This window comes from Microbacterium sp. C5A9 (assembly GCF_022627955.1).
Classification (GTDB): domain Bacteria; phylum Actinomycetota; class Actinomycetes; order Actinomycetales; family Microbacteriaceae; genus Microbacterium.
Map to the genome: position 1 here is coordinate 228,354 of NZ_JABXGD010000002.1, position 23,835 is coordinate 252,188.

At 66.6% G+C, this 23,835-nt stretch carries 26 protein-coding genes, 1 other RNA gene and 1 pseudogene; 23 read left to right on the top strand and 5 right to left on the bottom strand.

Annotated elements, in window-relative coordinates:
* Positions 1-16 precede the first annotated feature (16 nt).
* The 3 genes from HWD99_RS04230 to HWD99_RS04240 are packed head-to-tail and all read left to right on the top strand — an operon-like array spanning position 17 to position 2,060.
* Positions 17-826, top strand: coding sequence for a thymidylate synthase (locus tag HWD99_RS04230; RefSeq protein ID WP_241794999.1), 810 nt, complete (start codon positions 17-19; stop codon positions 824-826).
* Entirely contained in the window at positions 823-1,299 is a 477-nt protein-coding gene (locus HWD99_RS04235) for a dihydrofolate reductase (RefSeq protein ID WP_308220680.1), read from the top strand. The genes HWD99_RS04230 and HWD99_RS04235 overlap by 4 nt, the downstream gene beginning before the upstream one ends.
* Positions 1,299-2,060 carry an SDR family oxidoreductase gene (locus HWD99_RS04240; protein WP_241795000.1) on the top strand — a complete coding sequence of 254 codons (762 nt, stop codon included), beginning with the start codon at positions 1,299-1,301 and terminating at the stop codon, positions 2,058-2,060. Before HWD99_RS04235 ends, HWD99_RS04240 begins: the two co-directional genes overlap by 1 nt.
* A gap of 18 nt (positions 2,061-2,078) precedes the next feature.
* Here the strand turns inward: HWD99_RS04240 and HWD99_RS04245 are convergent, their stop codons facing one another.
* Complete coding sequence (locus HWD99_RS04245; protein ID WP_241795001.1) at positions 2,079-2,621, bottom strand: NUDIX hydrolase; 543 nt, start codon at positions 2,619-2,621, stop codon at positions 2,079-2,081.
* A gap of 49 nt (positions 2,622-2,670) precedes the next feature.
* On the opposite strand from HWD99_RS04245, the gene HWD99_RS04250 reads away from it, so the two are divergent.
* The 17 genes from HWD99_RS04250 (at position 2,671) to HWD99_RS04330 (ending at position 18,336) form a co-directional block, all read left to right on the top strand.
* Positions 2,671-3,099, top strand: a complete 429-nt coding sequence (locus tag HWD99_RS04250) for an EF-Tu/IF-2/RF-3 family GTPase (protein ID WP_241795002.1) — start codon at positions 2,671-2,673, stop codon at positions 3,097-3,099.
* Positions 3,100-3,128: 29 nt separating this feature from the next.
* Complete coding sequence (gene dapA / locus HWD99_RS04255; RefSeq protein WP_241795003.1) at positions 3,129-4,106, top strand: 4-hydroxy-tetrahydrodipicolinate synthase; 978 nt, start codon at positions 3,129-3,131, stop codon at positions 4,104-4,106.
* Positions 4,107-4,174: 68 nt separating this feature from the next.
* The gene (locus tag HWD99_RS04260) at positions 4,175-5,851 is read left to right on the top strand and encodes a ribonuclease J (protein ID WP_241795004.1); all 1,677 of its coding nucleotides are present in this window, start codon (positions 4,175-4,177) and stop codon (positions 5,849-5,851) included.
* 69 nt (positions 5,852-5,920) lie between these two features.
* Positions 5,921-6,415, top strand: coding sequence for a GNAT family N-acetyltransferase (locus HWD99_RS04265; protein WP_241795005.1), 495 nt, complete (start codon positions 5,921-5,923; stop codon positions 6,413-6,415).
* A gap of 82 nt (positions 6,416-6,497) precedes the next feature.
* Entirely contained in the window at positions 6,498-9,227 is a 2,730-nt protein-coding gene (locus HWD99_RS04270) for a DNA translocase FtsK (protein ID WP_241795006.1), read from the top strand.
* Positions 9,227-9,799 (top strand): CDP-diacylglycerol--glycerol-3-phosphate 3-phosphatidyltransferase, encoded by a 573-nt coding sequence (gene pgsA, locus HWD99_RS04275; protein ID WP_241795007.1) that lies wholly within the window; start codon positions 9,227-9,229, stop codon positions 9,797-9,799. Before HWD99_RS04270 ends, pgsA begins: the two co-directional genes overlap by 1 nt.
* Positions 9,796-10,278 (top strand): CinA family protein, encoded by a 483-nt coding sequence (locus HWD99_RS04280; RefSeq protein WP_241795008.1) that lies wholly within the window; start codon positions 9,796-9,798, stop codon positions 10,276-10,278. The genes pgsA and HWD99_RS04280 overlap by 4 nt, the downstream gene beginning before the upstream one ends.
* A 140-nt stretch (positions 10,279-10,418) precedes the next feature.
* Positions 10,419-10,727, top strand: a complete 309-nt coding sequence (locus HWD99_RS04285; protein WP_045280478.1) for a helix-turn-helix domain-containing protein — start codon at positions 10,419-10,421, stop codon at positions 10,725-10,727.
* A 21-nt stretch (positions 10,728-10,748) separates the two neighbouring features.
* Entirely contained in the window at positions 10,749-10,973 is a 225-nt protein-coding gene (locus tag HWD99_RS04290) for a DUF3046 domain-containing protein (RefSeq protein ID WP_241795009.1), read from the top strand.
* A gap of 264 nt (positions 10,974-11,237) precedes the next feature.
* Positions 11,238-12,284: a recombinase RecA gene (gene recA, locus HWD99_RS04295; protein ID WP_241795010.1), complete on the top strand. Its 1,047-nt coding sequence runs from the start codon at positions 11,238-11,240 to the stop codon at positions 12,282-12,284.
* A 341-nt stretch (positions 12,285-12,625) separates the two neighbouring features.
* Positions 12,626-13,195, top strand: coding sequence for a regulatory protein RecX (locus HWD99_RS04300; RefSeq protein WP_241795011.1), 570 nt, complete (start codon positions 12,626-12,628; stop codon positions 13,193-13,195).
* Positions 13,196-13,278: 83 nt separating this feature from the next.
* Positions 13,279-14,826: a tRNA (N6-isopentenyl adenosine(37)-C2)-methylthiotransferase MiaB gene (gene miaB, locus HWD99_RS04305; RefSeq protein WP_241795012.1), complete on the top strand. Its 1,548-nt coding sequence runs from the start codon at positions 13,279-13,281 to the stop codon at positions 14,824-14,826.
* Positions 14,823-15,758 (top strand): tRNA (adenosine(37)-N6)-dimethylallyltransferase MiaA, encoded by a 936-nt coding sequence (miaA, locus tag HWD99_RS04310; RefSeq protein ID WP_241795013.1) that lies wholly within the window; start codon positions 14,823-14,825, stop codon positions 15,756-15,758. The genes miaB and miaA overlap by 4 nt, the downstream gene beginning before the upstream one ends.
* Positions 15,759-15,787: 29 nt before the next feature.
* Positions 15,788-16,345, top strand: a complete 558-nt coding sequence (locus tag HWD99_RS04315; RefSeq protein ID WP_241795014.1) for a dihydrofolate reductase family protein — start codon at positions 15,788-15,790, stop codon at positions 16,343-16,345.
* Positions 16,342-16,785 (top strand): GNAT family acetyltransferase, encoded by a 444-nt coding sequence (locus tag HWD99_RS04320; protein ID WP_241795015.1) that lies wholly within the window; start codon positions 16,342-16,344, stop codon positions 16,783-16,785. The genes HWD99_RS04315 and HWD99_RS04320 overlap by 4 nt, the downstream gene beginning before the upstream one ends.
* 22 nt (positions 16,786-16,807) lie before the next feature.
* Positions 16,808-17,680, top strand: a complete 873-nt coding sequence (gene dapF / locus HWD99_RS04325; protein ID WP_241795016.1) for a diaminopimelate epimerase — start codon at positions 16,808-16,810, stop codon at positions 17,678-17,680.
* The gene (locus HWD99_RS04330) at positions 17,680-18,336 is read left to right on the top strand and encodes an HAD family phosphatase (RefSeq protein WP_241795017.1); all 657 of its coding nucleotides are present in this window, start codon (positions 17,680-17,682) and stop codon (positions 18,334-18,336) included. Before dapF ends, HWD99_RS04330 begins: the two co-directional genes overlap by 1 nt.
* Positions 18,337-18,348: 12 nt before the next feature.
* Here HWD99_RS04330 and HWD99_RS04335 read toward each other — a convergent pair whose 3' ends face one another.
* Positions 18,349-19,002, bottom strand: coding sequence for a class I SAM-dependent methyltransferase (locus HWD99_RS04335; RefSeq protein ID WP_241795018.1), 654 nt, complete (start codon positions 19,000-19,002; stop codon positions 18,349-18,351).
* A gap of 68 nt (positions 19,003-19,070) precedes the next feature.
* On the opposite strand from HWD99_RS04335, the gene hflX reads away from it, so the two are divergent.
* A complete protein-coding gene (hflX, locus tag HWD99_RS04340) occupies positions 19,071-20,588 on the top strand; it encodes a GTPase HflX (protein ID WP_241795019.1) in 1,518 nt (505 codons plus the stop codon).
* A gap of 6 nt (positions 20,589-20,594) precedes the next feature.
* Here the strand turns inward: hflX and HWD99_RS04345 are convergent, their stop codons facing one another.
* Positions 20,595-21,263, bottom strand: a complete 669-nt coding sequence (locus HWD99_RS04345; RefSeq protein WP_241795020.1) for an SIMPL domain-containing protein — start codon at positions 21,261-21,263, stop codon at positions 20,595-20,597.
* Positions 21,264-21,405: 142 nt separating this feature from the next.
* Between HWD99_RS04345 and ssrA the strand changes: the two genes are divergently transcribed.
* Positions 21,406-21,775: a transfer-messenger RNA gene (ssrA, locus tag HWD99_RS04350) on the top strand.
* 80 nt (positions 21,776-21,855) lie between these two features.
* Here ssrA and HWD99_RS04355 read toward each other — a convergent pair.
* A pseudogene (locus HWD99_RS04355) lies at positions 21,856-22,260 on the bottom strand (tyrosine-type recombinase/integrase); the annotation flags it as partial.
* 14 nt (positions 22,261-22,274) lie between these two features.
* Between HWD99_RS04355 and HWD99_RS04360 the strand changes: the two are divergent.
* Positions 22,275-23,195 carry a hypothetical protein gene (locus HWD99_RS04360; protein WP_241795021.1) on the top strand — a complete coding sequence of 307 codons (921 nt, stop codon included), beginning with the start codon at positions 22,275-22,277 and terminating at the stop codon, positions 23,193-23,195.
* On the opposite strand, the gene HWD99_RS04365 is transcribed toward HWD99_RS04360, so the two are convergent.
* Entirely contained in the window at positions 23,183-23,827 is a 645-nt protein-coding gene (locus tag HWD99_RS04365; RefSeq protein WP_241795022.1) for a hypothetical protein, read from the bottom strand. The genes HWD99_RS04360 and HWD99_RS04365 overlap by 13 nt on opposite strands.
* Positions 23,828-23,835: the final 8 nt, after the last annotated feature.

A 23,835-nucleotide genomic window follows, 5' to 3' on the forward strand; every position in this document is an offset into this window, starting at 1 on the left:
GGGTAGTCTGGCAGACATGAGCGCAGCCGTCCCGACGCCGTATGAAGACCTGCTCCGTGACGTGCTGGAGTCCGGCACCCACAAGTCGGATCGCACCGGGACGGGCACGACCAGCGTCTTCGGGCGACAGATCCGCTTCGACCTCTCGAAGGGGTTCCCTCTCGTCACCACGAAGAAGGTGCACTTCAAGTCGATCGCGTACGAGCTGCTCTGGTTCCTCCGCGGAGATTCCAATGTCCGGTGGCTCCAGGAGAACGGCGTCAGCATCTGGGACGAATGGGCAGACGCGAGCGGCGACCTCGGCCCCGTCTACGGGGTCCAGTGGCGATCGTGGCCCGCGCCCGACGGCCGCAGCATCGATCAGCTGTCTGAGGTCATCGAGCAGATCCGTCAGACTCCGGACTCCCGCCGACTGATCGTGTCGGCGTGGAACCCCGCGGACATCCCCGACATGGCGCTCGCTCCGTGCCACGCCCTGTTCCAGTTCTACGTCGCCGACGGCAGACTCTCGTGCCAGCTCTACCAGCGCAGCGCCGACCTGTTCCTCGGAGTCCCGTTCAACATCGCGTCTTATGCCCTGCTGACGATGATGATCGCGCAGCAGGTAGGGCTCGAGCCCGGTGACTTCGTGTGGACGGGTGGCGACTGCCACATCTACGACAACCATCTCGAACAGGTGCGTGAGCAGCTCACCCGCGAGCCCTACCCGTATCCCACACTCCGCTTCGAGCGCACGCCGGATTCGGTGTTCGACTACACCTACGACGACCTCGTCGTCGAGGGCTACCAGCACCATGCACCGATCCGGGCGGCGGTGGCGGTGTGACCTGGGTGGGCCTGATCTGGGCTGAGGCACACGACGGGGTCATCGGCGCCGAGGGCGGCATGCCCTGGTACGTCCCCGAGGATCTGGCGCACTTCAAGGAGATCACCTCGGGGTCCCCGGTGATCATGGGCCGCAAGACCTGGGACTCACTGCCCGAGCGATTCCGCCCTCTTCCCGGGCGGGACAACATCGTCATCACCCGTCAGCAGGACTGGTCTGCCGACGGTGCCCGTCGGGCCGCGTCGGTCGTCGAGGCCGTGCGCGGTCAGGAGAAGGTCTGGATCATCGGCGGTGCCGAGATCTTCCGACTCGTGATCGCCGACGCCGACCGCCTCGAGGTCACCGAACTCGACCTCGCCGTCGACGGAGACGCGCACGCGCCGGCGAGGGCCGGATGGCGAGCCGTCGACGAGGGGGAGTGGCAGACCTCCCGCACCGGCATCCGCTACCGCTTCATCGGATACGAGCGCTGATGCCCACCGCACTCATCACGGGAGCGAGCGCCGGCCTCGGCGCGGAGTTCGCGCGCCAGCTCGCGAGGCGCCGCGCCGATCTGATCCTCGTCGCACGCTCCGCCGATGCGCTGGACGACGTCGCATCCGAGATCCGGAGCGACTACGGGGTCGCGGTCGAGGTGCTGGTCGCCGACCTTGCCGTCGAGAGCGACGTGGAGCTCGTCGCCGCCCGTCTGCGCGACACCTCAGACCCTGTCGACCTGCTGGTGAACAACGCAGGATTCGGACTCCCGCTGCAGTTCGCCGACAACGACGTCGCCGACGAGGTGCGTCACCTCCGCGTGCACGTCGAAGCGTCGATGCGTCTCATGCACGCCGCGCTCCAGACCATGCGCGGTCGGGGCGGGCGCATCATCAACGTCGCATCGGTCGCCGGATTCATCTCCCGCTCCACCTACTCCGCGTGCAAGAGCTGGCTCATCGGATTCAGTCGTTGGGCGAACCTCGAATACGCCCGCGATCGCGTGAGTGTGACGGCGGTGTGTCCCGGCTTCACCCACACGTCCTTCCACGAGCGCATGGGGCTGCCTCCCGGACAGGAGGGCGTTCCCGGCTTCCTGTGGCTCGATGCGCGCGACGTGGTTCGTGAGGGACTCCGCGACGCCGCTCGCGGCAAGTCGGTGTCGATCCCGTCGTTCAGGTACCGGGCCATCGTGACGCTGGCGGCCCTGCTGCCCGACGCGGTGACCTCCGGCGTCGCTCGTCGCGGACGCGTCTGAGACCCGGTGCGTCGCCGCTCAGCGGAAGCGTCCGAGGCGGATGCCCGCATACGCGACGGCGGCCACGGTCTCACCGTCGCTGATCCGCCCGTCCGCGATCATGTCCAGCACCTCGCCGAACGGCACCCAGCTGACCGCATCGATGCCCTCCTCCTCCTGGGACGTGGATGCCGCGCCCGTGGCGAGCGTCAGTCCTCGTGCCAGGAAGACGTGCTCCGGGGCGTCGGCGATTCCGTTGAGCGCGTTCATCGTGCCGAGCGGTGTCCACTCCGCCGCCTCGTACCCGGTCTCCTCGAGGAGCTCCCTGCGCGCGGCGAGAAGAGGGTCCTCGCCATCGCTGCCGCCGGCGGGCACCTCGATCGATCGACCCGTCGTGTAGCGCTCGAGGGTCACGAGGCACATGCGGTCCTGCTCATCGAGCGCGATGACGAACACGGCCGGCTGACGCATGGTCACCACGCCGTAGATCCCCTCGCCGGCGGGGCCGGTGACACGATCCTCCCGGACGGAGATCCAGGCGTTCGCGTAGACGGTCGTGGTCTCGTGTGTCACCCATGCCATGCGTCCGAGCCTATGCGCCACCGAGTGCGCCTCCGTATCATCGGGGGGCATGGGATGGCTCTTCGGGCGTAGGGCGCGGGGCGCGGAAGACGCGACCGAGACGCTGCGCCGATACAACGAGGCGGAGGCGCTGCGGCTCGCCGCCATGATGAACGGGGCATCCGCGACCCCGCCAGAGCCGTCTGCGACGCTCGACACAGCCACGGGGAACGGACAGTTCGTCGTCGAGGACGTCTTCACGATCACGGGCCGCGGCATCGTCGCCACGGGGACGGTGCGTACGGGAGTCGTCCGCGTCGGCGACCACGTCGAGGTGCTGCGCGCGGGTTCACCGCGCGCGACGACCGCCGTCGCGGGGATCGAGATGTTCCGCAGAACCGCGCACGAGGCGACATCGGGGCAGATGGCGGGTCTCGTCCTGACGGGGAAGGTCGACATCGCTCGCGGTGACGTCATCCGTCCTCTCCCGTCAGCGTGACCAGCACTCGACCCGATACGCTGGGGGGCATGACGCACTCGGGCAACCCTTTCGGACAGGTTCTCGTCGCGCTCGTCACTCCGATGACGGCCGACGGTGAAGTCGATTGGCCCGCCGTCGAGAAGCACATCGATGACGTCATCACCGCCGGTGCGGACGGAATCGTCGTGACGGGAACGACAGGCGAGACCTCTACCCTGACGGACCCCGAGAAGCTCAAGCTCGTCGAGATCGGCAAGTCGGTCTCGGCAGGCCGGGCGAAGATCATCACCGGCGGAGGGTCCAACGAGACCGCCCACGCGATCGAGCTGTACAAGGCCAGTGAGAAGGCCGGCGCCGACGGGATCATGATCGTCACGCCGTACTACAACAAGCCGACTCAGGCCGGCATCCTGACGCACTTCCGCCTCGTGGCCGATGCCACGGACCTGCCGGTGATCCTCTACGACATCCCCGGCCGCACCGGTGTGCCGATCAAGTACGAGACCATCCTGCGGTTGGCGAAGCACCCGAACATCCTCGCGGTGAAGGACGCCAAGGGTGACTTCTCCGAGGTGAGCAGGGTTCTCAACCAGACCGACCTCATGTACTTCTCGGGTGACGACGCGAACGTGCTGCCGCACCTGGCCATCGGGGCGACCGGTCTGATCGGAGTCACGGCGAACATCACCGCCACCCCCTACCGGACCATCGTCGACGCCGTGAACCGCGGCGATCTCGCCACCGCGACCGCTGAGCACCAGCGCCTGGAACCGCTCGTGCGGGCGGTCATGACGCACGTGCCCGGAACGGTCGCGGCGAAGTACATCCTGCACGGGCTCGGCCGCATCTCGAGCCCGCGCGTCCGTCTGCCGCTCGTCGGTCCCGAAGAGTGGGAAGCAGCACTCATCGAAGACGAGCTGGATCTCGTCAAGGACGTTCCCGGCGCCGACTTCTCGAACTTCCGCCCCGACCGCAACGCGGCCGCGGGCGGCGCCCTGCCGAAGGTGCATGGCACGACCCGCTGACACCTGACGCGGTGCGCCGCGTCACCACGAACGAACGGACGCGTCGAGTGTCCGACTGAGGAGACACCATGTCCATTCCGCTCGCAGAACCCGCAGCACTCGACGAAGGGACGCTTCGGGTCATCCCGCTCGGCGGACTCGGCGAGATCGGTCGCAACATGACCATCTTCGAGTTCGACGGCAAGATCCTGATCGTCGACTGCGGGGTGCTCTTCCCCGAGGAGCACCAGCCGGGCGTCGACCTGATCCTGCCGGACTTCGAGCCCATCAAGGGGCGCCTCGACGACATCGTCGGCGTGGTTCTGACCCACGGGCACGAGGACCACATCGGCGCGGTGCCGTACCTGCTTCGGCTGAAGAGCGACATCCCGGTGATCGGTTCGGGCCTGACCCTGGCCCTCGTCGAAGCGAAGCTCAAGGAGCACCGCATCAAGCCCTTCACGTTGACCGTGAAGGAGGGCCAGCGTGAACAGGTCGGACCCTTCGATCTGGAGTTCGTCGCGGTCAACCACTCGATCCCGGATGCTCTCGCCGTCGCGATCCGCACGCCCGCCGGCCTCGTGCTGGCCACCGGCGACTTCAAGATGGACCAGCTTCCGCTCGATGGACGCATCACGGATCTCCGTGCGTTCGCCCGTCTCGGGGAAGAGGGCGTCGATCTGTTCCTCGTCGACTCGACGAACGCCGATGTTCCCGGTTTCACGCCGACGGAGCGTTCGATCGGCCCGGTGCTCGACCAGGTCATCGGCAAGGCGCCGCGCCGCGTGATCGTCGCCAGCTTCTCCAGCCACGTACACCGCGTGCAGCAGGTGCTCGACGCAGCTCACGCGCACGGACGTCGTGTCGCGCTGCTGGGGCGCAGCATGCTGCGCAACATGACGATCGCCGAGGACCTCGGGTACCTGAAGGTCCCCGCCGGACTCCTCATCGACTACAAGAAGGCGCGGGATCTCCCCGACGACAAGATCGTCTACATGTCGACGGGATCACAGGGCGAGCCGATGGCCGTGCTCAGCCGCATGGCCAACCTCGATCACGCGATCGAGCCGGGCCCGGGTGACACCGTCATCCTCGCCTCGAGCCTGATTCCCGGCAACGAGAACGCGGTGTACCGGGTGATCGACGGCCTCACGAAACTCGGCGCCAACGTCGTGCACAAGGCGAACGCCAAGGTGCACGTCTCCGGTCACGCCGCTGCCGGCGAGCTGATCTACTGCTACAACATCCTCAAGCCGAAGAACGTGCTTCCGGTGCACGGCGAGTACCGACACCTGATCGCGAACGCGAAGCTCGCGCAGGACACCGGTGTCGAGGCGGAGCGCACGATCATCGCCTCGAACGGCACCGTGATCGACCTCAAGGACGGAGATGCTCGGGTCGCGGGCCAGCTCGACCTCGGATTCGTCTACGTCGACGGTTCGACGGTCGGCGCGATCACCGACGCCGATCTCAAGGACCGCCGGATCCTCGCCGAAGAGGGCTTCGTGTCGGTGATCGTCGTCGTCGATGCGCAGACGGGCCGGATCATCTCGGGTCCCGAGATCCATGCGCGCGGTATCGCCGAGGACGACTCCGTCTTCGACGACGTGACGCCGAAGATCATCGCCGCGCTCAAAGAGGCGTCTGGCAACGGCGTGCGCGACACGCATGCTCTCTCGCAGGTGGTGCGTCGCACGATCGGCCGGTGGGTCAACCAGAAGCTCCGCCGGCGACCGATGATCGTCCCCCTCGTCATCGAGGCCTGACCGCCGGGCGAGCCGGGGTTCACAGCCGACCGACACGCATCGGAAACGCACCGGACGTAGCCTCAGGGCATGGCGGATGCGTTCTCGCTCAGACCGGCCGTGCAGGCGGACGGAAGCTTCCTCGGCGACATGGTCGTCGAGGCGGCGAACTGGCGCTCGGGCGGAGCACGACCGCGACACGAGATCCTCACGTCCGTCGAACATCGCAGGTACCTCTCGGGGTGGATGCGTCCGGCAGACGCCGGATTCATCGCGGTCGATTCCGAGGGGCAGTCGATCGGCGCGGCGTGGTACCGGATGCTGTCGCAGGACGACCCCGGATTCGGGTTCGTCGGCACCGCGGTGCCCGAGCTGATCATCGGCGTGCAGCCGATCTGGCGTGCGCACGGCGTCGGGCGCACGCTGCTGCGCCGTCTCGTGGCGCACGCGGGGGAACAGGGGCATGCCCGGATCAGCCTGAGCGTGGAGCGCGACAACTTCGCTCGAGGTCTGTATCGCTCGGAGGGCTTCCTGGTGACGAGCAGCGGCCTGCTGCGCGACACGATGGTGCACCGCGTGTCATGACGTCGGCGTGTCGATGGGCCGAAGACCGCGGAATGCCGCGTCATTGAGGGGCTTTGTCGGCTGCTGGCCGTAACGTGAGAGCATGGCCAGGAGCACCACGAAATCAGCGCGCGCATCCGACAGCGCCGCGCCTCGGCCCAAGCGGCAGGCGGCGCCGAAGTCCCAGGCCGCGCCGAAGAAGTACATCGACGAGCTCGACAAGCCGCCGGTGATCGTCCGGGCCTGGGGCGGCATCGCGCACGCGGTCGGCGGGATCTTCCGCGCGTTCGGTCCGGAGACGCTCGAGAAGGACGACCGTCGTGACGGCTTCCCGCTGCTCCTCGTCATCCTCGCGATCGCCGGTGCCGTCAACGAATGGTTCTTCATCGGCAACGAGGTCGCGACCACCATCAGCGCCTACTCGGTCGGGCTTCTCATCGGCCGGATGGCCTTCATCTTCCCCGTGCTGCTCCTTCTCCTCGCCGGCTGGCTCTTCCGGCACCCCTCGTCCGTGCATGACAACGGACGGATCGGCATCGGCTTCGGCCTCCTGATGATCACGCTCGCAGGGTTCTGCCACATCGCGGGAGGGCTGCCGCAGCCGCCGGAGGGCATGGTCGCTCTCAGCGCCGCAGGCGGTCTGTTCGGGTGGATCATCGGCCAGCCGCTCAGCTACCTGACGGCCATCCCGGCGTACATCGTGCTCTCTCTGCTGGCGATCCTCAGTGTGCTGATCCTCACCAAGACTCCTCCCAACCGCATCGGTCACCGTCTCGGCGATCTGTACGCGTGGATGTTCGACGCGGAGCGCGTCGAAAAGCCCGCGAAGGACGCGGTGGCCATCGACGACGCCGACAAGGTCGACGATCCGGACGTGCTGCCCTGGTGGCGGCGCAACAAGACGGGTCGCGAAGAGGACCCCGACGAGGGGACTCTCGGTTCCGACGACATCACCGCTCTCCTCAGCACCACGGATGCGACGCCGGCGTACGATCAGGCGGTCACAGTCGTGAACCCTGCGGTGTCGTCCGACGCCGCCACCGAGGTGCTCTCCGACGTGCGGTCCGTGACGGATGCGCTTGCGGAGCAGCAGACCACCGCTCTCCTCGATGACGAGTCCGACACCGGCGAGATGCCCGAGCTGCCGGGGCTCGACGGATTCGGCACCGACGGACCGGGCGAGCGCGGCCCCCAGGCGCCCGTCGCGCCCTACATCCTTCCTTCGCCCGGTGTGCTCGCCGAGGGACCGCCGTCCGTCGCGCGGTCCGAGGCGAACGACCGCATCGTCGAGCAGATCACCAGCGTGCTCTCGCAGTTCAACGTCGATGCCAAGGTCACGGGGTTCTCGCGAGGGCCGACGGTGACCCAGTACGAGGTCGAGGTCGGGCACGGCGTCAAGGTCGAGAAGATCCTGCAGCTCAGCAACAACTTCGCGTACGCGGTCGCCTCGAACGACGTGCGCATCCTGTCTCCGATTCCCGGCAAGAGCGCCATCGGAATCGAGATCCCGAACACCGACCGCGAGACGGTGGCGCTCGGCGACGTACTGCGGTCGCAGGCCGCCCTGAAGAACACGCATCCGCTGACGATCGGCGTCGGCAAGGACGTCGGCGGGAACTTCGTCACGGCGAACCTCGCGAAGATGCCTCACCTTCTGGTCGCCGGGTCGACCGGCTCGGGTAAGTCGAGCTTCGTGAACTCGATGATCACGAGCCTTCTGATGCGGGCTCGCCCGTCGGACGTGCGGATGGTGCTCATCGACCCGAAGCGCGTGGAGCTCACGAGCTATGCGGGAGTACCGCACCTGATCACGCCGATCATCACGAACCCCAAGAAGGCCGCAGAGGCGTTGCAGTGGGTCGTTAAAGAGATGGACATGCGCTACGACGACCTCGCGTCGTTCGGCTTCCGCCACATCGACGACTTCAATCGCGCGGTGCGAGCGGGGGAGGTCGAGGTCCCGGTCGGAAGCGAGCGTGTCCTCAAGCCGTATCCGTATCTGCTCGTCGTCGTCGACGAGCTCGCCGATCTCATGATGGTCGCGCCGCGCGATGTCGAGGACTCGATCGTGCGCATCACCCAGCTCGCGCGCGCGTCGGGAATCCACCTCGTGCTGGCCACGCAGCGACCCAGCGTCGACGTCGTCACCGGCCTGATCAAGGCGAACGTTCCCTCCCGCCTGGCCTTCGCGGTGACGAGCGTCACCGACAGTCGCGTGATCCTCGACAGTCCCGGCGCGGACAAGCTCATCGGTCAGGGTGACGCCCTGTTCTCGCCCATGGGCTCGTCGAAGCCGTTCCGTCTGCAGGGCGCCTGGGTGGACGAGAAGGAGATCGACGCGGTCGTCAAGCACGTGACGCGTCAGGCACGACCGGACTACCGCTCCGACGTTGCAGAAGCGATGGAGCCGACCAAGAAGAAGGAGGTCGACGAGGACATCGGCGACGACCTCGAGCTGCTGCTGGCTGCTGCGGAGCTGATCATCTCGTCGCAGTTCGGCTCCACGTCCATGCTGCAGCGCAAGCTGCGCGTCGGGTTCGCTAAGGCCGGCCGTCTCATGGATCTCCTCGAGTCTCGCGAGATCGTCGGTCCCTCCGAGGGGTCGAAGGCCCGTGACGTGCTGGCGACCGTAGAGCAGCTTCCCCAGGTGATGGCGAAGCTGCGCGGGGAAGACGTGCCGGCAGCGTCGTCGTCCTCCCCGGCGACGGCGACAGCCACGACCGCGGGTCAGGGAGGCGTCTCCCACGACCCGGTCGAGTCTCAGTTCGAGGGACTTCCCGTCGTCGAAGCCGAAGGCGACGAAGACGCCTGGGGTCTGACGGGGCGCGACTGATGGCCATTCCGCGGCAGCTGCCCAACGCGATCACGGTGGCGCGAATCCCGCTCGCCGTCGTCTTCTTCGTCCTGCTCCTGCTCGGAGGCACGTACGGCCTGAGCGACATCGTGGTGAGGTGGGTCGCTGCGATCCTCTTCATCGTGGCGATCTCCACCGACTGGGTCGACGGATACCTCGCTCGGCGCTACGAGATCGTCAGCGACTTCGGCAAGCTGTGGGATCCCATCGCCGACAAGCTGCTCACCGGGGCTGGGTTCATCGGCCTCGCGGTGCTCGGCGAACTGCAGTGGTGGATCGTCGTCGTCATCCTCATCCGAGAGTGGGGGATCACCGTGCATCGGCTGGTGGTCGCGAAGGAGCATGTGGTCGCGGCCGCGTGGATGGGCAAGATCAAGACCGCCGTGCAGGGAGTGGCGCTCTCCTGGGCGGTGCTTCCCCTGCACGTGTTCATCGGCATCGATGCGTGGGTGCTCGTCACGACGGTTCTGATGATCGCAGCGCTCGTTCTCACCGTGGCCAGCGGCATCGACTACATCGTCGCTCAGGTGCGAGGGTCGCGGAAGCCGTGACGATCGCCGCCGAGGCGCTCGATGCTCTGGCCGCGCGCGGCTGGACCCTGGGCGTCGCGGAGTCGCTCACCGGCGGTGCGGTGGCCGCCGAGCTCGTGACAATTCCCGGAGCCTCGGCTGTCCTGCAGGGCGCGATCGTCGCCTACGCGACGCCGATCAAGCACACACTGCTCGGTGTCGACGAGACGCTGCTGCACGAGCACGGGCCCGTTCATGCGGAGGTCGCTGTGCAGATGGCGGCCGGCGTGCGCGACGCGCTACGGGTTGACGATCGGCGTCCGGATGTGGGGATCGCGACCACCGGCATAGCGGGCCCGGAGTCACCGGACGGGCAGCCGGTCGGCACGGTGCACATCGCGGTCGTGACGCCGACGGTATCCCGGAGCGAGACGTTCCTGTTCGGCGGCGACCGAGCCGAGATCAGAGCGCAGGCGTCGGACGCGGTTCTGGCTCTGCTCGCTCGGGTCGCGGGGGAATAGCCGACGCCACGGCGTGGTTCTTGTCTGTGTGCTCACACCCAAAGCACAGCGTGCAAAGGTAGATTCTGTGAAGGTCAGTGCGACTAGACTGGCGATTCGATCGGGGGAGACCCTGAGAGGCGATCTGGGAGGAGGTTCCGATGATTCTCGTACGGCAGGAAATCGGTGACGTGTTGAGGGACTTCCGCCTGCAGAAGGGTCGTACCCTTCGTCAGGTCGCGAGCAAGGCATCGGTGGCCCTCGGCTACCTGAGCGAGGTCGAGCGCGGACAGAAGGAAGCGTCGAGCGAGATCCTCGCATCCGTCGCTGACGCTCTCGACGTTCCGATCTCCACGATCATGCGCGAGGTCGGCGACCGCATCTCGGTCCTCGAAGGGATCCAGGTGTTCCCCGACGTGGTTCCCGACGATCTCGTGGCGTCGGTCGAACCCGAGCTCTCGCTGCGCTGACCGGCGCAGTTCCGGTTTTCGATGCGTCGAAGTGAGTTCCTTCGCGCCGTGGATGCGGAGTTCGGGGCGCGAGGTTCGTCGCTGGTCAGCGATCTGGTGCTGACTCAGCTCGGTGATCGCACCGCTGAGATCGCGCTGGACGACGGCATTCCTCCCCGCGACATCTGGTTGGCGCTCTGCGTCGAGGCTGATGTACCTCTGGAGCGCCGTCACGGCGCGGGGCGACTCGAGCCCCGACGACGCTGACGCACCTCGTTCGAGGCGCTGCGGATTTCGCCTCCGAATTCTCGGCGTGTCGTCGAAGATGTGTTCGAACCGGGCGTAGTGTTCTGCACAAGTGGTTCAGAAGTACCGTCATCCCGACTTCGTGGATGCCCGCGACGCAATGTCGGAGGCACCTCGTACGGTGAAGACAAGCCGAAGAGCCATACGCCTTGTCGGAGAGTTCCGCCCAACCGGGAGGACCGCGACAGCCTACAGGCGGCACCATGCGAGCATAAGGAGCACGTCATGCCATCACCCGCTGACCGCGAGAAGTCCCTCGAGACCGCACTCGCCCAGATCGACCGTCAGTTCGGAAAGGGCTCGGTCATGCGGCTGGGCAGCGACGAGCGCGCCCCCGTCGCCGTCATCCCGACCGGCTCCATCGCCCTCGATGTCGCGCTCGGCGTCGGAGGGCTCCCGCGTGGTCGCATCGTGGAGATCTACGGTCCGGAGTCCTCGGGTAAGACGACTCTCACGCTGCATGCGATCGCGAATGCACAGCGTGCCGGCGGCATCGCCGCCTTCATCGACGCAGAGCACGCGCTCGACCCTGACTATGCCGCGAAGCTCGGTGTCGACATCGATGCTCTTCTCGTCTCCCAGCCCGACACCGGTGAGCAGGCGCTCGAAATCGCTGACATGCTCGTGCGTTCGGGCGCGATCGACCTCATCGTCATCGACTCCGTCGCTGCTCTCGTGCCGCGCGCCGAGATCGAGGGCGAGATGGGTGACTCTCACGTGGGTCTGCAGGCTCGACTGATGTCCCAGGCGCTGCGAAAGCTGACCGGTGGGCTCAACCAGACGAACACCACGATGATCTTCATCAACCAGCTGCGAGAGAAGATCGGTGTGTTCTTCGGATCCCCCGAGACCACCGCGGGTGGAAAGGCGCTGAAGTTCTACGCGTCCGTCCGCATGGATATCCGTCGCATCGAGACGCTGAAGGACGGCACCGACGCGGTCGGAAACCGCACCAGGGTCAAGGTCGTGAAGAACAAGATGGCCCCGCCGTTCAAGCAGGCCGAGTTCGACATCCTCTACGGCGTCGGCATCTCGCGAGAAGGCAGCCTGATCGACTTCGGAGTCGAGCACGGCATCGTGAAGAAGTCGGGCTCGTGGTACACGTACGACGGCGATCAGCTCGGACAGGGCAAGGAGAACGCGCGGTCGTTCCTCCTGAAGAACCCCGACATCGCTTTGGCCATCGAGACGCAGATCAAGCAGAAGCTCGGTATCGGCGGCGCCGTAGCCGACGCTCCTGCTGATGAGCTCGCCGAGCGTCGCCCGGCCTGATCATGAGTGATCGTGACGGCGGGAGCGGGTCCGAGCGACTCGCTCCCGTCATCCCTCTCTTCGGGGCTAGAGCGTCAGCAGATTCCCCGTCGGCTGAGGCCGTCGAGACGGATGTCTCCTCGACGGTTTCCTCCGCAGCGTCTCCCTTCTCGGCAGAAGAGCAGACCGACTCGACGGCAGCCACGGGTGCCGTGTCGTGGCGTTCGACATGGAGTGGTGAGCACTCTGATGCGGCAGATCGGGGTCGAATCGAGGACACCTCGAGAAGAGAGATCCCCGGATCTCCCAGCGAGAGGCACCCTGCCCGCGGGGGAGGGCGCGCTCCGGTCCGCCTGCGTGCATTGGAGTCGGAAGGCGCCCCGGCGGAGGCAGCAGATGCGCCGAGCGCCGACGAGGCCCGCACCTCCGCCGAAGAGCTGCTGGTGCGAAAGCTTCGCACCCGCTCGTTGTCGATCTCCGAAGCCCGTCTCGTCCTTCGGGGTTTCGAACGCAATGGGGTGCGACTCGAATCGTCGCAGATCGACGATGTGCTCGACGAGTTCGAGCGCCGGGGATACCTCGATGACGGCGCGCTCGCGGAGCAGCTGATCAGGGCCGGTTTCGAGCGCAAGGGGCAGGGGAGGGTCGCTCTGTCCCGCGCACTCGCGCAGCGGGGCATCCCTCGCGATGTGATCGATTCGGCGCTTTCCGAGCTTCCTGACGATGACGCCGCTCGCGCTCTCGACTTCGCGAGGACGAAAGCCTCATCCCTCGCTCGGCTCGAGCATGACACCGCGCTTCGTCGTCTCGTGGGGCAGCTCGCCCGCCGCGGATACAACGGCTCGGTCGCCATGTCGGCGGCGAAGGCAGCCCTCGCCGAGGTCTCGCGCGGTCGTCCGACGACGGGAGTGCGGTTCGTGGAGTCGGACTGACCGCACACGGACTCGCGTCGCTTCGGAGCGTCAGGTCGCATCGGAGCGGTCGCGTCGACGGTCGCTCGTAGAATGGGAGCATCATGAGTATCCCGCGCAGTGAACCGACGATCATCGCGTCGTCGTCAGCAGCAATCGACGTCGATGGACGCCAGCGCTCGTATGAAGTGCGCACGTTCGGCTGCCAGATGAACGTCCACGACTCCGAGCGACTGTCAGGTTCTCTCGAGAGCGCCGGCTACGTCCGCGCGACCGACGGCGACGAAGCCGATGTCGTCATCATCAACACCTGCGCCGTGCGCGACAACGCCGCGGGCAAGCTCTACGGCACCCTCGGTCAGCTGGCGGCGGTGAAGCGCCGCAAGGACGGGATGCAGATCGCGGTCGGCGGATGTCTCGCGCAGATGGACAAGCAGGCCGTGATCGACAAGGCCCCCTGGGTCGATGTGGTCTTCGGCACGCACAACATGGGCTCCCTTCCGAGCCTCCTCGAGCGCGCGCGCCACAACGGTGAGGCAGAACTCGAGATCCTCGAGTCGCTCGAGGTGTTCCCGTCGACGCTTCCCACGAAGCGCGAATCGGCGCACAGCGGCTGGGTCTCGATCTCTGTGGGCTGCAACAACACCTGTACCTTCTGCATCGTGCCCAGTCTCCGCGGCAAGGAGAAGGATCGGCGTCCTGGCGACATCCTCAACGAGATCCGTCTGCTCGTCGATGACGGCGCGATCGAGGTCACGCTGCTCGGGCAGAACGTCAACTCCTACGGGATCGAGTTCGGCGATCGCCAGGCGTTCGGCAAGCTGCTGCGCGCTGCGGGTGAGATTGAGGGTCTGGAACGCATCCGGTTCACGAGCCCGCACCCCGCCGCCTTCACCGACGACGTTATCGACGCCATGGCGGAGACTCCGAATGTCATGCCTCAGCTGCACATGCCGCTGCAGTCCGGCAGTGACCGCATCCTCAAGGCGATGCGGCGCTCGTATCGCAGCGAGAAGTTCCTGGGAATCCTGGATCGCGTCCGCGACCGAATCCCTGACGCCGCCATCACCACCGACATCATCGTGGGATTCCCCGGTGAGACCGACGAGGACTTCGAAGACACCATGCGGGTCGTGGAGCAGGCACGGTTCGCCAGTGCCTTCACGTTCCAGTACTCGATCCGCGAAGGCACACCCGCGGCGACGATGGACGATCAGGTCCCCAAGGCCGTGGTGCAGGAGCGGTACAACCGCCTTCTCGCTCTGCAGGAGCGGATCTCGCTCGAGGAGAATCAGAAGCAGGTCGGACGCGACGTCGAGGTTATCGTCTCGACGGGCGAAGGCAAGAAGGACGCGGAGACCCACCGCCTCACGGGGCGCGGCCGCGACAACAGGCTGGTGCACTTCGAGGTGACTCCCGAGTCGGTGACCCCGCGTCCGGGTGACGCCGTCACCGTCACGATCACCCATGCCGCACCCTTCCACCTGCTCGCCGACGACCCGACGGGCTCCCCGCTTCGCATCAGGCGCACGCGCGGTGGCGACGCATGGGATCGTGGTCAAGCCGATTCGTGCGCCGCCCCGGCCCCGATCGCTGACGGATCGCCGCGCGCTGTCTCGCTCGGACTTCCGACCCTTCGCGTGGGCGTGTGACCGACGCAGGGTCCGAGGTCTCTGCTCAGCCGCGATTGTGGGCGATCGTCGGCGCGACCGGCACGGGAAAGAGCGACCTCGCACTCGATCTCGCAGAGGCACTGCGTGACCGCGGCAATCCTGCGGAGATCGTCAACGCCGACGCGATGCAGCTCTATCGAGGCATGGACATCGGCACGGCGAAAGTGACCGAAGCAGAGCGCCGAGGAATCCCTCATCATCTCTTCGACGTTCGCGATGTCGATGAAGAGGCGGCAGTGGCCTGGTATCAACCGCGCGCCCGCGCGGCGATCGACGAGATCCAGGCGCAGAGGGGAGACGCGATCCTCGTCGGCGGTTCCGGCCTCTATGTCTCCAGTGTCGTCTACGACTTCGCCTTCCCGCCGCGCGATGCCGCGATCCGCGAGCGCCTCGAGCGCGAGCTCGAGGACCAGGGCATCGAGGTCCTGCTCCAACGCCTCCGGACGATGGACCCTGAGACGGCCCGACGCGTGGATCCCCGTAACGGCCGGCGTGTGGTCCGCGCCCTCGAAGTCCTCGAGCAGGGGAGCAGCACTCATGGAGCGGCGCTGCCTGCCCGCCCTGAGCTGTGGAAGCCCACGACGCTGATCATCGGAGTCCATGTCGATCGTGCTGCCCTCGTCGAGCGTCTCGACGCCAGGGTGGAGCGCATGTGGCAGCAGGGGCTCGTCGCCGAAGTCGAGGGATTGCGCGCACACGGGCTCGAGAGGGGTGTCACCGCTCAGCGCGCCATCGGCTATGCGCAGGCGCTGGCACAGCTCGACGGCCGTCTCACGCGTGCGGAAGCGATCGCCGAGACGCAGGCGCTCACTCGCCGGTACGCGCGACGTCAGGTCTCGTGGTTCAAGCGCTATCCGGAACTCTCCTGGCTTGACGCGCCGATCCGAGCCACGGACCTTCTGGATCGCTGAATGTCCGTGATGAGTGGGAGCCTAGGAGTATGGCGACCAAGTACTACACCGCATCCAGCCTCGATGGCTTCATAGCGACGACCGAGCACTCACTCGACTGGCTGCTGAAGCAGGAGATCGACGAAGACGGGCCGATGGCCTATGCGGCGTTCGAGAAGGAGGTCGGCGCGCTCGCGATGGGAGCGTCGACCTTCGAATGGGTCATGCGGAACGAGGGGGGACGCTGGGGATACACGCAGCCGACCTGGGTCTTCGCGCATCGCGAGATCCAGATCCCCACGGGGGCCGACGTGCGCCGTGCACAGGGCGACGTGGTCGACCTGCACACAGAGATGGTCGAGGCCGCGGGCGGCAAGGATGTCTGGGTGGTCGGAGGCGGCGACCTCGCGGGCCAGTTCGCGGATGCGGGTCTGCTCGACGAGGTCTGGGTGCAGTATGCGCCGGTGACTCTCGGGTCGGGGGCGCCGCTGCTGCCGAGGGCACTCGACCTCGAGGTCGTCGAAGTGGCGCGCAACCGCAACTTCATGTGCGGTCGATACCGTGTGGTGAAGAGTCACGTTGCCTCGAGCCTGGAGTCACACGGATGAGCTGGACGGTCCGCGCTTTCGACCGAGCCGATACCGATGCCGTCGTGGAGCTGTGGTCGGACGCCGGGCTCACCCGGCCATGGAACGATCCGCGGCTCGACATCGAGCGCAAGCTCGCCGTGCAGCCGGAGCTCTTTCTCGTCGCGGAGGCCGCGGGGGAGAAGAACCTCGGCTCGACCATCGTGGGAAGTGTCATGGCCGGATACGACGGTCACCGCGGTTGGCTCTATTACCTCGCGTCCGCGCGCTCGCATCGTGGTCGCGGCGTGGCCCGTGCGCTGGTCGATGAGGCGGAGCGCCTGCTTCTCGCGATGGGCTGCCCCAAGGTCCAACTGATGATCCGCGAGGGCAACGAAGGTGTTCTCGGCTTCTACGAGGGGCTCGGATATGAGCAGTTCACAGTGTCGAACACCGGTAAGCGCCTCGTCGTCGACGCCTGACGAGAATCTCTAGACTGGTGGCATGGTCGCATTCACCAAAGGACACGGCACCGGCAACGACTTCGTCATCATCGCCGACCCCGACGGTGCTCTCGACCTCACGCCGGAACAGGTCGCCGTGCTGTGCGATCGGCATTTCGGCATCGGAGCCGACGGCATCCTCCGTGTCGTGCGATCCAACGCGATCGCTGAAGGCCAGGCCGCGCTCGACGAGGAACCGAACGCCGAGTGGTTCATGGACTATCGCAATGCGGATGGCTCGATCGCCGAGATGTGCGGCAACGGAATCCGCGTGTTCGCGCACTACCTCGTGCGCTCCGGCCTCGCGACGATCGAGGCGGGAGCGACACTCCCGATCGGAACGCGGGCAGGCGTTCGCGACGTGACGCGCAGCGAGACCGGCTACCAGGTCGACCTCGGGCTGTGGAAGCTGTCCGGCGACAATCCCCTCGTGACGGCGGAAGGACTGGCGGTCACGCGCCCCGGACTCGGCATCGACGTCGGCAACCCTCATGTCGTCGTCGCACTTGCCTCGGATGTCGAGCTCGCGTCGCTCGAGCTGCACCGCGCGCCAGAACTCGAACCGCGCCTCCCCGCCGGCGCGAACGTCGAGTTCGTCGTCCCCGGTGAGCCTCTCGTTCGCGATGGCATCGGTCACGTCCGGATGCGCGTGTCGGAGCGTGGCGTAGGTGAGACCCTCAGCTGCGGCACCGGCGTCGCGGCCACGGCCCTCGCGGTGCGCTACTGGGCGGGGGAGCAGGCACCGAACCATTGGAGAGTCGAAGTGCCCGGTGGCATCCTCGGCGTCCGGATGTTCCCCGCGGAGGACGGCGAGCATGTCGCCCTCTCTGGCCCCGCGCAACTGGTCTTCAGTGGTGAGGTCGACCTCGTCTGATGACTCGTGCCGACGCGATCGACGGCGTGATCTTCGACTGCGACGGAGTCCTGGTGGACAGCGAGCGGCTGTCCGTCGACATCGACCGCCGCGTCCTCGCGGACCTCGGATGGTCGCTCACGAACGAGGAGATCCTCCACCGGTTCGTGGGCCGATCCGCCGCGCACTTCCGTGCGGAGATCGAACAGCACCTCGGGAGGGCGCTTCCTGAGGACTGGGAAGCTCCCTACCAACCCTGGTATGTCGACGCGTTCGAGCGCGAACTGGTCGAGGTTCCTGGGGTGTCGAGCGCTCTCGATCAGATCGAGACCACGGTGTGTGTCGCGTCGAGCGGCTCGCACGACAAGATCCGCAGATCACTCGGTTTGACCGGACTGCTGCATCGTTTCGACGGCAGGATCTTCAGTGCGCAGGACGTGCGCGAGGGAAAGCCCGCCCCTGATCTCTTCCTGCATGCCGCAGCGCAGCTGGGCGCAGACCCGTCCCGATGTGTGGTGATCGAGGACAGCCGCTTCGGCGTGGCGGCCGCTCGAGCAGCGGGCATGCGCGTTCTCGGCTACTCCGGGGGCCTCACGCCTGCGGAGTGGCTGGATGAGGCAGGGGCTACTGCGGTGTTCTCAGACATGCGGCTGCTTCCGGACCTCCTGCGGGGGTGAGTCCGGCTGAGGTCAGGCGTCGAGCCCGGCCAGGGCGATCGGCTCCGTCGGCGGTGACCCGTGCTTACGCACCTTCAACACGCGGTATCCCTTGGCGGTCGCGGTCCGATGCACGCTGAACCCGGGCTGGAAGCTCGCGGCGATCCACCGATGCAGGGAATCCGCACCGAGGTTGCGCTGGACCACGAGCCACGCGTCGCTGCGCTCGTCGAGTCGAGGGATCCACTTCTCCAGCAGACCGTGCAACTCGTTCTTGCCCACCCTGATCGGCGGATTGGAGCGGATGGTGCGGAACGTCACGTCTTCGGGAACATCTCCGGGCAGAGACGCGTTGACATTGGTGAGGCCCAACGCTTTCGCATTCCGGCGAACGAGGTCGAGGGCGCGCTCGTTGACATCCACGGCCCAGACCGTGGCGTGCGGCGACGCGAGTGCCATCGAGAGAGAGATGGGACCCCAACCGCTGCCGAGGTCGAGAAGATTGCCACCCGGCGGGACGGGCGGCATGTTGGTGAGTAGAACGGCAGTACCGGCATCCAGCCGATCCGGGCTGAAGACGCCACCAGCGGTTGTGACGTCCAGCTCACGGCCTGCGAGCGTCACACGGAGCGAGCGCAGGTTCTCGGGGCTTGCCGGGGCCGCAGTGAAGTAATGGTCGGACCCCATACCGTGAGCGTAGCGGACAGTGCGGGCTAAGGTTAAGGCTCGCAACAAAACCCAGAGACAAGGACCGGATGACGGAGAGCACCACACCCACCACGGACGACGGAGCAGTCGAGCGTGTGCTCGCGAATGCGGAGAAGCGCACAGAACCTCGTGTCTTCGGCGCAGCCCAGGCGCTGCAGGATCAGTCCACCGCCTCGCACGCCTCGTCGGACGGTGACCAGTGGGATCTCGAGGACCGGCACGCACTGCGGCGTGTCGGCGGTCTGTCGACCGAACTCGAGGATGTCACCGAGGTCGAGTATCGGCAGCTCCGGCTCGAGAACGTCGTGCTGGTGGGCGTGTATCCGCAGGGCGCCCAGGAGGATGCTGAGAACTCGCTGCGCGAGCTCGCCGCCCTGGCGGAGACCGCGGGCGCCGTCGTGCTCGACGGTGTGCTGCAGCGTCGTCCGCATCCGGATGCCGCGACGTACATCGGACGTGGCAAGGCCCAGGAGCTCAAGGACATCGTCGCCGCCACCGGTGCGGACACCGTGATCGCTGACACCGAGCTCGCGCCGAGCCAGCGCCGCGCACTCGAAGACGTCGTCAAGGTGAAGGTCATCGATCGCACGACAGTGATCCTCGACATCTTTAGTCAGCATGCGAAGAGTCGTGAGGGCAAAGCGCAGGTCGAACTGGCGCAGCTCGAGTACCTGCTCCCACGTCTGCGTGGTTGGGGCGACTCCATGAGCCGACAGGCCGGTGGGCAGGTCGGCGCCGGTGGAGCCGGTATGGGCTCGCGTGGCCCCGGTGAGACGAAGATCGAGCTCGACCGTCGCCGCATCCGCACCAAGATGGCGCTGCTGCGTCGCCAGATCCGCGACTTCGGTCCGGCTCGGGAAGCCAAGCGCGCGGAGCGCCGGCGCAACACGATTCCGTCCGTCGCTATCGCCGGTTACACGAACGCCGGCAAGTCGAGTCTGCTGAACGCGCTCACGAGTGCGGGCGTTCTGGTCGAGAACGCTCTCTTCGCGACCCTCGATGCGACCGTACGCAGGTCGGAGACCTCCGACGGCCGTGTCTACACGCTCACCGACACCGTCGGCTTCGTCCGCAACCTGCCGCACCAACTCGTGGAGGCGTTCCGCTCGACTCTCGAAGAGGTCGGGGATGCCGACGTCGTGCTGCACGTCGTGGACGGGTCTCACCCGGACCCCGCCGGGCAGCTGCAGACCGTCCGCGATGTGATGGGCGATGTCGGCGTGCGGGACATGCCCGAGCTGGTGGTGTTCAACAAGGCCGACCTGATCGACGAGGGCGAGAGGCTCGTCCTCCGTGGGCTCGAGCCCAAGGCCCACTTCGTCTCCTCGCGATCGGGTGAAGGCGTCGAGGAGCTGCGCGCAGCGATCGAAGAGGCCCTTCCGAAGCCGGCGGTCGAGATCCATGCGCTCGTTCCGTACGATCGCGGCGACCTCGTCGCGGCGATCCACGAGACGGGGATGCTGCTTTCGGTCGAGCATCTCGAAGGCGGAACAGCGGTGCATGCTCGTGTGTCCGAGCGCCTTGCCGCGGACCTCGCCCGGTTCGCCGCCGACGCGGACGTCTGAGTCCGATCAGCGCGCCAGGAACCGTGCCTCGACCGTCGTGCTGATGACGATCTCGTCGGGCTCGTAAGCCATCGACGCATCGGCGAGAGCGGCGGATTCCTGCAGGAACCCCCGTGCCTTCGCCATGCCCGCGAAGGGCTGGGCAGGCGTCGGAGCGATCAGGCCGACATCGGCGATCTCCACGGGAACGACATCTTTGAGTCCCAGGGCGGTGGCGTAGGCCTGCGCTCGCGAGACGGCCACGCCCACGGCCTGTGCGGCGACATCGCGTTCGATACGGGCGTTGGTGTCGGGCGTGAGATGCCAGTTCACCCAGCCGACCTCGACCCCGTCCCAGGGAGAGATGTCGGAGACCCAGATCGACAGTTCGGATGCCTCGGTGAACGTCGCGGTGAGGTCGATGCTCGCGTAGTACACCGGGTCGAGCCGCTTCCCCTCGCTGTTCCACGGCCGCTCGGCCCGCATGGCGAGCCGGGTGCTCGTCCAGTCGACGATCGTGCCGGACTCCTTGCGACCGGTGATGCTGTCGCGCACGGGCTCGGTCAGGCGCATCACGCGCTCCACCACGGATGCACGCTCCGGTCCCTCGGTGCGCACCGTGACCCGGATGGTGGCGCGCTCGGGCGCGACTCTCGCCTCGTGCTCGCCGCGGACGGTGATGGTCACTTCGCTCATGGGGCGACTCTACGCCAGCAGTGTGTCGACCCGCGGAATGGCGGAGCAGCGATGAACGTTGTAGTCTGTGATGCTCGGGTACTTCGTTTCCCGGGTTGGAAACTCCACAGTGTGACAGCGGCTCCTTCGAGAGAAGGACCACGGGGCTGATCGGTTTCGACAGCGCCTGTGAATCCACGAGAAGCGGGCCGAGGATGCAGAGTTATCTCGTAAACGCTCTCTGCAAAAAAATAGTTGCCGAAACCAAGCGCAACGACTTCGCCCTCGCTGCATAAGCGAGCCCGATAGTCCGTCAGGCCGTATGTGATTCCGATACGGATCCTGGCGTCATCTAGGAATCTTGCTGCGTGATGGCGTCTGGACGTCACGTGGGACTCTTCCCAGGCTGGGCTTGTCGACTTAGGTGTCTGTGACAAAGGTCGGAGCCGAGCAGAACGTCTGCACAGACTGCGCCCGGAGAAGGCGTGGAGACTCAGCGTTGGACGGGGGTTCGATTCCCCCCAGCTCCACCAGGTCGCTGTCACGAGCAATGAGGCCCGCCTCCCTAATCACCATTAGGGAGGCGGGCCTTTTTTGCGTTGTGGATAACTCGTCAGGCGGCGAGGCCTGCCCACACTTTGCCCACATCTGCCGCTGTCGCACGCTCGTCCAGTCGGTTCGCGACGTCGTCGAGGTCGTCGTCGAAGAGGTCGGCGTACGTGTCGAGTGTCATCGCCGCGGACTTGTGGCCGAGCATCCGCTGCACGGCCTTCACGTGCGCGCCCGAGCTGATCGCCAGCGACGCCGCGGTGTGACGTAGGTCATGCGGGGTGAGGCGCTCGAGGCGAGCTTCTTCCGTCGCGCGGGCGAACCAGGATCCGGCGCCCTCACTCGTCTTGGCTCTGCGCAGGTAGTGCCCGTTCGCGTCGCCGAACACCAGATCGCTTTTCGCCTTCCCCTCGCACTGTCGCTCGAGCGCGGCGGCGAGGAACGCCGGGAATGGAACGGTGCGCTTCTCTAGTGCTCGGCTCGATGAACCGCGACCCGCAGATCATCGGCACCGCCGCGCACACGGCGGTGGTCGCGACCGAGACGAAGCTTCTGCTGGCTCACGGTCGACGCTTCATCAACATTCGGAAGTGGCTGATCGACTACGGCCTCGCCACCGCGGGCATAACGCCGACGGCGGGCGATCTCGCGGACATCGCGAACGACCTGGTGCCGCCGTCACTCCGCGTCGACCGCGTGCACCCTACGGCGCAGGCCTACCGCTTGGCGGCACTGGTCGTCGCTGCTCGACTGCGTGAGCTGGGATGGGCGCCGCCGAAGGTGCGCGCGGTGCACGAGTCGCTGTTCGATGGCGCGGCGGGGACGACTCTCGCCGCTTACACCCCGGACACCGGTCCGGGGTGGACGCACGGTTCCGGGCTGACGGCGGCGACACTGAACGGCTCCGGCCGACTCATCACCCCCGCCTGCACACCGCTCGTGAACGTGCAGGCAGAAAGCGGCATCGTCGAAGCGGACATCCTCACCCCGTCGGGTGCGGATCCGTGGCCGTCGATCGGTCTGACCATGAACGTGAACTCGTCCGCGGTGACGGTGCAGCTCGCGTTCACGATGACGGAGACCCTGCTGTCGCTGCTCATCATCCGACCGGCCGCGGACGGCGGGAACATCACGCTCAAGAGCATGACGAACCCGGCAGGACGCGGCGACACAGCCACATGGCGGCTGATCCGCGAGCGAGACCGCGTGCGCGTCTCCCGCGCAGGTGTCGACCTGATGAGCGTCCGGCTCACGGAATCGCAGCAGGGGATCCTCATGGGGAACACCCTCGCCGGGATCCGTGTAGCCGGTTCGACGCTCGTTGCTCCGGCGTTCCTGCGGTTCAAGTTCTGGGCCTTACGACGGCGCAGAGCTCTGAGCCTCAGAGGTCGTCAGGAGTTGTAGTCGGGCACGATCGGCGCCCGCCCGTGCAGGAAGTACTGCATGCTGCCCATGCTTTCGAGATCGCTGGGCGGGATCAGGTTTCGAACGGTGACGGCGCGCCGCCGGTTCGGCCACACCTTCACCAGGCGTGGCTCCATGCGCCGGATGCGCGAGTCGATGTGGTTCGCGAGGGCTCGGCCTCTGCCGGGGAAGGAGAGGATCACGTGGACGTAGAGGAACCCGATACCCCACGTGCCGAGATTCACGGTGGACCGTGGGTCTCCTTCGGCGATAGCCGTGTGACGGTCATCCACGACGCCATGGGCGTAGCCGTTGGAGCCACCTTCGAACGCGAGCTGTGGGAGTGCACCTATACGGATGATGGTGCCGGAGGGCGGCAGCTGAGTGCGGTAGAGCTCGTGGAACAGAGCCGCACTTGCGTGTCCATTGCTGCTCCGGTCGCTCATCGTGCGCAGCAGTGCGACGCGTGACGCCCAGCGACTGAAAGCAGCGACGCTCTGAGCGGGGATGTCCTGGCGTTGTCCGTTTGCCAGGGCAACGAGCACGGGCTCGATCTCCACATCGATGTCGTTCATCCAACCGCTGTTGCACGTGCCGCAGACCTCGCGCACGGTGACCTCGAAGATCGACACCGGCATCC

Excerpts from the sequence above, each read along its gene's own strand:
- HWD99_RS04230 (WP_241794999.1), top strand. The coding sequence starts at position 17 with ATGAGCGCAGCCGTCCCGACGCCGTATGAAGACCTGCTCCGTGACGTG.
- HWD99_RS04240 (WP_241795000.1), top strand. The coding sequence starts at position 1,299 with ATGCCCACCGCACTCATCACGGGAGCGAGCGCCGGCCTCGGCGCGGAG.
- HWD99_RS04245 (WP_241795001.1), bottom strand. The coding sequence starts at position 2,621 with ATGGCATGGGTGACACACGAGACCACGACCGTCTACGCGAACGCCTGG.
- HWD99_RS04250 (WP_241795002.1), top strand. The coding sequence starts at position 2,671 with ATGGGATGGCTCTTCGGGCGTAGGGCGCGGGGCGCGGAAGACGCGACC.
- dapA (WP_241795003.1), top strand. The coding sequence starts at position 3,129 with ATGACGCACTCGGGCAACCCTTTCGGACAGGTTCTCGTCGCGCTCGTC.
- HWD99_RS04260 (WP_241795004.1), top strand. The coding sequence starts at position 4,175 with ATGTCCATTCCGCTCGCAGAACCCGCAGCACTCGACGAAGGGACGCTT.
- HWD99_RS04265 (WP_241795005.1), top strand. The coding sequence starts at position 5,921 with ATGGCGGATGCGTTCTCGCTCAGACCGGCCGTGCAGGCGGACGGAAGC.
- HWD99_RS04270 (WP_241795006.1), top strand. The coding sequence starts at position 6,498 with ATGGCCAGGAGCACCACGAAATCAGCGCGCGCATCCGACAGCGCCGCG.
- pgsA (WP_241795007.1), top strand. The coding sequence starts at position 9,227 with ATGGCCATTCCGCGGCAGCTGCCCAACGCGATCACGGTGGCGCGAATC.
- HWD99_RS04285 (WP_045280478.1), top strand. The coding sequence starts at position 10,419 with ATGATTCTCGTACGGCAGGAAATCGGTGACGTGTTGAGGGACTTCCGC.
- HWD99_RS04290 (WP_241795009.1), top strand. The coding sequence starts at position 10,749 with ATGCGTCGAAGTGAGTTCCTTCGCGCCGTGGATGCGGAGTTCGGGGCG.
- recA (WP_241795010.1), top strand. The coding sequence starts at position 11,238 with ATGCCATCACCCGCTGACCGCGAGAAGTCCCTCGAGACCGCACTCGCC.
- miaB (WP_241795012.1), top strand. The coding sequence starts at position 13,279 with ATGAGTATCCCGCGCAGTGAACCGACGATCATCGCGTCGTCGTCAGCA.
- HWD99_RS04315 (WP_241795014.1), top strand. The coding sequence starts at position 15,788 with ATGGCGACCAAGTACTACACCGCATCCAGCCTCGATGGCTTCATAGCG.
- HWD99_RS04320 (WP_241795015.1), top strand. The coding sequence starts at position 16,342 with ATGAGCTGGACGGTCCGCGCTTTCGACCGAGCCGATACCGATGCCGTC.
- dapF (WP_241795016.1), top strand. The coding sequence starts at position 16,808 with ATGGTCGCATTCACCAAAGGACACGGCACCGGCAACGACTTCGTCATC.
- HWD99_RS04330 (WP_241795017.1), top strand. The coding sequence starts at position 17,680 with ATGACTCGTGCCGACGCGATCGACGGCGTGATCTTCGACTGCGACGGA.
- HWD99_RS04335 (WP_241795018.1), bottom strand. The coding sequence starts at position 19,002 with ATGGGGTCCGACCATTACTTCACTGCGGCCCCGGCAAGCCCCGAGAAC.
- hflX (WP_241795019.1), top strand. The coding sequence starts at position 19,071 with ATGACGGAGAGCACCACACCCACCACGGACGACGGAGCAGTCGAGCGT.
- HWD99_RS04345 (WP_241795020.1), bottom strand. The coding sequence starts at position 21,263 with ATGAGCGAAGTGACCATCACCGTCCGCGGCGAGCACGAGGCGAGAGTC.
- HWD99_RS04360 (WP_241795021.1), top strand. The coding sequence starts at position 22,275 with ATGAACCGCGACCCGCAGATCATCGGCACCGCCGCGCACACGGCGGTG.